The following is a 6949-nucleotide window of genomic DNA, read 5'->3' as shown; positions in this document are numbered from 1 at the left end:
CGCAAGCTGCTGCACATCGCCTATGGTGTACTCAAATCGGGACAACCCTTCGATGTGCAAAAGGCGCTTGCCCACTGATGGGCAAGACGGTATCTACAAGGCGACGGGTCAGGCGTAGAGCCGCTCGAACGCCAACCAACGCCCAAACGCCCCACCTTCAACCCACGCCCGCGCCGCCGCGATATCCGGGGCGAAGTAGCGGTCTTCGTCGTAATGCGCCACTTCGCTGCGCACCAATTCAATCACTTCCACCAGCAGCGGCGAGGTTTTCAGCGGCGCATGCAGCTCCACGCCCTGGGCTGCGCCCAGCAATTCGATAGCCACTACCGCGCTGCTGTTGCCGGCCATATCCAGCAGGCGGCGGGCGGCGAAGGTGGCCATGGACACGTGGTCCTCCTGGTTGGCCGAAGTCGGCAGGCTGTCGATGGACGCCGGGTGACCCAGGGTTTTGTTTTCCGAGGCCAGGGCGGCCGCCGTGACCTGGGCAATCATAAAGCCGGAATTGAGGCCGCCTTCTTTCACCAGGAAAGCCGGTAGGCCGGACATCGCCGGGTCTACGAGCTGGGCGATACGTCGCTCCGACAGCGCACCGATTTCCGCAATCGCCAGGGCCAGCACGTCGGAGGCCATGGCCACCGGTTCGGCGTGGAAGTTGCCGCCCGACAGCACGTCGCCATCGGCGCTAAATACCAACGGGTTGTCGGAAACGGCGTTGGCTTCGCGCAGGAATATCTGCGCAGCAAAGCGCATATGGTCCAGGCAGGCGCCCATCACCTGTGGCTGGCAGCGCAGGGAGTAGGGGTCTTGCACGCGGGTGCAGTCGGCGTGGGATTCGCGAATCTCGCTGGTGCTGCCCAACAGCTCGCGGTAGAAGGCGGCCACATCGATCTGCCCAGCTTGACCGCGTACGGCCTGAATGCGTGGGTCGAACGGCACGGCCGAGCCTTTCAAGGCTTCGACGCTCAGGCTGCCGGCCACGACGGCGGCGCTAAACAGTTTCTCGGTGGCGAACAGGCCACGCAGCGCCAGGGCGGTGGACACCTGGGTGCCGTTGATCAGCGCCAGCCCTTCCTTCGGCCCCAGCACCATTGGTTTCAGCCCGGCAATGGCCAGGCCTTCCACGGCATCCATTTCACGGCCTTGATGGCGCACACGGCCGACGCCGATCAGCACCGCCGACATATGCGCCAGCGGCGCCAGGTCACCCGAGGCGCCCACCGAGCCTTGCGAGGGAATGCAGGGGTACACCTTGGCGTTGTACAGCGCCGTCAGGGCTTGAATCACCTCCCAGCGAATGCCGGAAAAGCCTCGGGCCAGCGAGCCGACCTTGAGTGCCATGATCAGCCCGACGCTGGCGTCATCCAGCAGCGGTCCGGTACCTGTGCAATGCGAAAGCAGCAGGTTGCGTTGCAGCTTGGCCAGCGACTCGGTCGGGATCGAGGTGCGCGCCAACAGGCCGAACCCGGTGTTGATGCCATACACCGTGCGCTTGTTATCGATGATTTCCAGCACCGTGCGGTTACTGGTGTCGACCACTGCCTTGGCCGCCGGGTCGAGTTCCACGGGGCACTGCTGCTGATATATCGCGCGCAGTTGGTCGAGGGTAAGCAGGCCTGGCTGAAGAAGCAGTGGGTGCGACATAGGAGTGGTCCTGAAGAGTGCCGGTAAAGGTAACGAGCACCTATATACACTTGTATATACAGGTTAGGCAAATTGCACGTGAGCAGGCTGGGTTCACATCAAAGATGCAGCCGCTTATGCAGTGTGGTTGATATGCAGCGTTGATGAGCGAGGCGTGGGCGAGGGCTGCACTGCTCAATAGATGTAAAAACCTTGATCCGGTCCCCTCTCCCTGCGGGAGAGGGCTAGGGTGAGGGGCTCTGCGCGCACTTACTCAGGGCGCGATCACGCCATACCCCCGCGCCATCAACGCCGCCAACAACGGCAGCACCAGCAGGCCCAAGAGCTCCAGCCTAATCACCATCGTCACCCACTTGGCCTGCTTGGCGCTCACCTGCGGCACCTCGCCGGCCTTGAGCGCATTGCGCCAGTTGAGAAACACAAAGGTCGGCACAATCGACACCAGCCCGATCAGAATGAACAACCCGAACTTGGCGTGAAACACACTGTTGTGCAGGTAGTAATCCAGGCCTTTGCCATACCACAGCACTCGCGCCGCACCGGTCAATAGCACCAGGCCGGCTGTGGCGCCGTAGGCGATGTCGATGCGCACCAGGCTGCGTGCCCGGGGCAGGTCCAGCGGCAATTTGAACAGCTGGTGTTCCAGGGTCAGCAAGGCGAACAGCAGAAAAATCGACAGGTAGTGCAGGTACGCGGCAATGGCGGCGGCCATGGTGGTTCCTCGGGCTTGTCAGGTTTTTTGCGCGGTTCAGTTAAGCGCGTCGTACGTCTTTTTGCCCTCGTAGGCGCTGAACTCCACCCGGTTCCGGCCATTGCCTTTGGCGTGGTACAGCGCTTTGTCCGCGCGTTTGAGCGCGCGCTCGGGGTTTTCCTGCGCGTCGGCCAGGGCGCAGCCGACGCTGATGGTCAGCTCCAGTTCCACCTCGCCAGCTTCGATAGGCGTGCGGGCCACCGAGGTGCGAATGCGCTCGCCAATACGCCGCAACTCTTCTTCATCGTGCACCTGGGTCAACACCACAAATTCTTCGCCACCGCTGCGGGTGACGATGTCCTGCGGGCGCACGGCAGCGGTGATACGCCGGGCGCACTCCCACAGCACCTTGTCGCCGGCGTCATGGCCGTGTTGGTCGTTGACCCGTTTGAAGTAATCCAGGTCGCAGAACAGCAGCCCCAGCTTCAGGTCACGCTCCTCTGCGCGGGTTTGCTCCCGAGGTAGAAAGTGTTCGAGGCCTGCGCGGTTCCATACCTGGGTCAGGCTGTCGAGCATGGCTTTGCGTTGTTCCCGGCTAAGGGCCGCGCGCAGTTCCTTGGCGTGCTCACTCATATGGCGCAGCTTCAGGTAACCCTCGGCCAGTGTGGCCATGTCTTTCAGCCGTCGTTTCTGTTTACTGCTCAGATGCTTGGGCTTGGGATGCAGCAGGCACAGCGTGCCAATCGCATGGCCGCTTTCGGTATACAGCGGCTGGCCGGCGTAAAAACGCAGAAACGGCGGGTTGGTGACAATCGGGTTATCGCTGAAGCGCGTATCCAGGTGCGTGTCTTCGACCAGGAACAGGTCATCTTGCAAGATGGCGTGGCCGCAGAACGAGATATTGCGCGGGGTCTCTGGCACGTCCAGGCCACGCCGCGCTTTGAACCACTGGCGATCGCGGTCGACCAGGCTGATCAGCACCGTCTTCACCTCGAACATTTCGCCCACCACTTTTACCAGCACATCGAGGTACGGGTCGGCGGGGGTGTCCAGCAATTCCTGGTTATCCAGCACTTGCTGACGAATACGTTCGTTAACTGGGATTTCCGGGCTGAGCATGCACTGATCCTTCGGGGTTAGGCGAAACAAACCACTGGTCGTGGCGGGTCAGGTGGTAAGCATAGACACCCAGACACAGGCTTCGCAGCAACATAAAGCCCAGAAATGCGATCCACAGCCCGTGGTTGGCATAATCGCGCAGCCACCAGGCCAGCGGCAGGGCCAGCAGCACGCTAAGCAACATGGCGTCGCGCATTTCCCGGGCGCGGGTGGCGCCGATAAACAGGCCGTCGAGCAGGTAACTCCAAACTGCCACCAAGGGCAGCAACGCCAGGTAGGGCAAGTAGATATCGGCCGTGCTGCGCACCGAGGGGATATCGCTTTGCAGGGCGATAAAGAGATGGCCGCCGACAGCGAAAAACAGCGCGAACACCAGGCTAGCAATCAGCGACCAACCGCCGGCCACCACCAGACTGCGCACCAGGCCCTGGCGATCCCGGCTGCCCAAGGCATGGCCGCATAGCGCCTCGACCGCATGGGCGAAACCGTCCAGGGCGTAGGCCGTCAGCAGCAGGCCATTGAGCAGCAGGGCCTTGGCCGCCACCGTGTCATCGCCCAGACGCGCGCCCTGCACGGTGAGCAAAAAGAACACGCCTTGCAGCGCCAGCGAACGAATAAAAATGTCGCGGTTCACCGCCAACAGCGGCCGCCAGCTCTCCCAGCGCGCCATCGCCGCCCACTGGGTACGGCCGGGATAACGACGCAGCGCGCCGCCCGTCAGCGCCAGGCCCAGCAGCGCGCCGCCCCATTCACTCAGTACCGCCGCCCGCGCCGCGCCGACCACGCCCCAGTCCAGGCCGAGCACAAACCACAGCGACAGCACGATATTCAGCACATTGGTGCCCAGCAGAATCGCCAGCGGCGCGCGGGCGTTCTGAGTGCCGAGAAACCAGCCAATCAACGCGAAGTTGGCCAGCGCCGCCGGCAAGCCGAACAGGCGGGTATGGAAGAAGGCGCGGGTCTGCTCATCCAGCTCGGCAGAGGGGTTCATCCAATCCAGCGCCAGGTCGCCGAAGGGCAGGGCCAGCAACCCCAAGGTCAGCGCCAGCAGGGCGGCCAGTGCCAGGCCCTTAATCAGCACCTGCCGCAACGCACCGCCGTCGGCGCGGCCGCTGGCCTGGGCGGCAAAGCCCGTGGTGCCCATGCGCAGAAAACCGAGGATACCGACGATCATCACGTATAACGTGCTGCCCACCGCCACCGCGCCCAATTGGTGGGCATGGGGCAAATGGCCGACCACCGTGCTGTCCACCAATGCCACCAGCGGTACGGAAATGTTCGACAGAATCATGGGGGCGGCCAGCGCCCAGACACGGTGGTGAGTGGGCGTATGGGCCCAGGCTTCGCGCAGCATCGTTAGCTCCCTGTTGGCGGCGCAGTATAGAACTCGCGATGGGGGCTTATACACCGCCTGAATAGAGCCAAACGGTCATTCACAACGTCAGCGACTGGCCTACTCTGAAACGACGGACCCGTTTCCGAGAGGTAATAGCCATGACAATAAAAACAAGAAAGTGTCTGATCGCGTTTGGTTTGCTGATGGTCTGCGGTTTATATGGCGCGGCAGCCGCGCGGGTGGAGTTGGCACGCCAGGGCGCGCCGGTGGCGCAGGTGTCCTGCAAGCAGGATCTGTGTGTGCCGCATACCGGGTGGCTGAGTTCGATGCGCTAGAAATACAATGCATCGCGGCTGAAGCCGCTCCTACGGGGGCCCGTTCTCTGTGGGAGCGGCTTGAGCCGCGATTGCTGCAAACGAAGGTTTCAGCGCAACTCGCCGACCATCCCCGCCGTCACACTCAACACGTCCTTGGCCAATTGCTTGGAGCGTTTGCCATCCCAGCCGGTTTGCGCATTGGGGCTGTCGTCGTGGTCTTTGAACGGCATTTCGATGGTGAACGACAGGCAATCGAATTCCTCACCCACCGCATTGCAGGCCAAGGTCATATTGGCTTTGCCGCGCTCGCTGCGCGGGTAGCCAAAGCGCGTCTGAAATTCGGCACCGTGGGCCACCAGGCGTTGGCGGAAACGGTTTTCCAGGTCGGCAATGCGCGAGGTATACCCGGGGTTGCCCTCACAGGCCGCCGTGAAGACATGGGGAATTTCTTCGTCGCCGTGGATATCCAGAAACAAGTCCACGCCCACCTTGCGCATTTGCTGCTGCACAAAAAACACTTCCGGCGTTTCCGCTTCGTTGGCTGACTGCCAGGCGCGGTTCAGGTCCTTGCCGGCGGCGTTGGTGCGCAGGTGGCCGCGGTAAGCGCCGTCGGGGTTTACGTTCGGCACCAGGTACAAGTCGGCCTGGCGCAGCAGCGCATCCATCTCGGCGTCGTCGCGCAGCTTGAGGCGCTCAATCAGCCCTTCCATGAACCACTCAGCCATATGCTCGCCAGGGTGTTGCTGGGCGATGATCCAGACCTTGCGCTGGGCGTGCGGGTTGCGGCTGATGCGCAGCAACTGGATATCGCGGCCTTCGAGGCTTTTACCGCACGCCACCAGCTCGGCGTCGGCCTTGAATAGCGCCTGGTCGATCAACCAGTCATGGCGTTCGCGGCTGTAAGGTTCGAAATAGGCAAACCAGATCTGCGCCTGTTCCACTTCCAGGCCAAAGCTCAGGGTGCCGTTGGCGTAGGTGCTGGGCACGCGGAACCAGGTTTTACGGTCGTAGGAGGCAACGGCGTTATAGCCGTCCCAGGCCCAGTTGTAGGCCGACTCGCCCGCATTGGTAATGCTGAAGTCGTAGCGCGCACCGGGGGTGAGGTCTTCGGCTTTGAAGTGAAACCACTGGAAGTGGTGGCTGTTGAGGTCCTTGCGCATTTTCAGCAGCGGGTGCTGCGGGTTGCTGCTGTCGTGGACCTCAATGTTGCCACTGTCAAATTGCGCGCTGATTTGCATGGTGAGCCTCTACATCTGTGCAGTGCCCTGGGAGCGTCGGGCGTATGGCACCTAGCTTCGCAGGTGATCGCGTGCTTGCAAACGCAGAAGGCGACACAAATGTGCAAGGCAGCGGGTTAACTGATCAATAGACTCAGCAGCCACAACCCCAGCACCAGCCAGATCAGCCCCAGCACAATCGAGCGGCGCATAAATGCCCGCACGGCGCTAAATAGCAGCAACAAGCCAATGACCAGCGCCACGATGCTCAGCAGCGACGGCGTAATGCCCAGCGCGCTGGACAGGCCATGGAGAAACTGCCTGCCGGCATTGCCGATCAGTTGCAGCACGCCGCTCAGGGCATCGACGATAAAGCGGATAACGCTGCCCAGCGCATGGCCAAGCCAATCGAAGAATCCTTCTACCTGCATGCTCTGTCCTCGGTTGATGTTCAGCTTGGGCAAGCGCAGCGGCTGGCGGTTCAATCTGAAGTAGGAGCCAGCTTGCTGGCGAAGCCTGGAAAAGGTGTGCTGCAGGCCCAATGGTTCGCGAGCAAGCTCGCTCCTACGAAAAACAGCGAGCAAGACCGTGAACCACCTGAACGTACAGGTGATGTAACCTGCCCTTG

7 protein-coding genes are annotated in these 6949 nt (G+C 62.0%); 1 reads left to right on the top strand and 6 read right to left on the bottom strand.

Going from position 1 to position 6949, the window contains the following annotated elements:
* Positions 1–108 precede the first annotated feature (108 nt).
* The 4 genes from hutH to PKE98_RS18175 all read right to left on the bottom strand — a co-directional run bounded on the left by hutH (position 109) and on the right by PKE98_RS18175 (position 4805).
* Positions 109–1641, bottom strand: a complete 1533-nt coding sequence (gene hutH, locus PKE98_RS18190) for a histidine ammonia-lyase (protein WP_271196741.1) — start codon at positions 1639–1641, stop codon at positions 109–111.
* 253 nt (positions 1642–1894) lie between these two features.
* Positions 1895–2353 (bottom strand): DUF2214 family protein, encoded by a 459-nt coding sequence (locus PKE98_RS18185; protein WP_271196740.1) that lies wholly within the window; start codon positions 2351–2353, stop codon positions 1895–1897.
* A gap of 36 nt (positions 2354–2389) precedes the next feature.
* Complete coding sequence (locus tag PKE98_RS18180; protein WP_271196739.1) at positions 2390–3451, bottom strand: sensor domain-containing diguanylate cyclase; 1062 nt, start codon at positions 3449–3451, stop codon at positions 2390–2392.
* Positions 3426–4805, bottom strand: a complete 1380-nt coding sequence (locus PKE98_RS18175; RefSeq protein ID WP_271196738.1) for an MATE family efflux transporter — start codon at positions 4803–4805, stop codon at positions 3426–3428. The genes PKE98_RS18180 and PKE98_RS18175 overlap by 26 nt, the downstream gene beginning before the upstream one ends.
* A gap of 140 nt (positions 4806–4945) precedes the next feature.
* On the opposite strand from PKE98_RS18175, the gene PKE98_RS18170 reads away from it, so the two are divergent.
* The gene (locus PKE98_RS18170; protein ID WP_271196737.1) at positions 4946–5122 is read left to right on the top strand and encodes a hypothetical protein; all 177 of its coding nucleotides are present in this window, start codon (positions 4946–4948) and stop codon (positions 5120–5122) included.
* 89 nt (positions 5123–5211) lie between these two features.
* Here the strand turns inward: PKE98_RS18170 and PKE98_RS18165 are convergent, their stop codons facing one another.
* Together PKE98_RS18165 and PKE98_RS18160 are read right to left on the bottom strand one after the other, a co-directional pair.
* Complete coding sequence (locus tag PKE98_RS18165) at positions 5212–6342, bottom strand: M14 family metallopeptidase (protein ID WP_271196736.1); 1131 nt, start codon at positions 6340–6342, stop codon at positions 5212–5214.
* Between the two features lie 116 nt (positions 6343–6458).
* A complete protein-coding gene (locus PKE98_RS18160) occupies positions 6459–6752 on the bottom strand; it encodes a hypothetical protein (RefSeq protein WP_271196735.1) in 294 nt (97 codons plus the stop codon).
* Positions 6753–6949: the final 197 nt, after the last annotated feature.

This window comes from Pseudomonas turukhanskensis (genome assembly GCF_027922365.1).
Lineage (GTDB): Bacteria > Pseudomonadota > Gammaproteobacteria > Pseudomonadales > Pseudomonadaceae > Aquipseudomonas > Aquipseudomonas turukhanskensis.
The sequence above is the reverse complement of the archived record's forward strand: the minus strand, read 5'-3'. Positions and strand labels throughout refer to the sequence as shown.

Bases quoted from the DNA above. Each gene is read 5' to 3' on its own strand.
- PKE98_RS18180 (WP_271196739.1), bottom strand. From the start codon at position 3,451: ATGCTCAGCCCGGAAATCCCAGTTAACGAACGTATTCGTCAGCAAGTG.
- PKE98_RS18165 (WP_271196736.1), bottom strand. From the start codon at position 6,342: ATGCAAATCAGCGCGCAATTTGACAGTGGCAACATTGAGGTCCACGAC.
- hutH (WP_271196741.1), bottom strand. From the start codon at position 1,641: ATGTCGCACCCACTGCTTCTTCAGCCAGGCCTGCTTACCCTCGACCAA.
- PKE98_RS18160 (WP_271196735.1), bottom strand. From the start codon at position 6,752: ATGCAGGTAGAAGGATTCTTCGATTGGCTTGGCCATGCGCTGGGCAGC.
- PKE98_RS18185 (WP_271196740.1), bottom strand. From the start codon at position 2,353: ATGGCCGCCGCCATTGCCGCGTACCTGCACTACCTGTCGATTTTTCTG.
- PKE98_RS18175 (WP_271196738.1), bottom strand. From the start codon at position 4,805: ATGCTGCGCGAAGCCTGGGCCCATACGCCCACTCACCACCGTGTCTGG.
- PKE98_RS18170 (WP_271196737.1), top strand. From the start codon at position 4,946: ATGACAATAAAAACAAGAAAGTGTCTGATCGCGTTTGGTTTGCTGATG.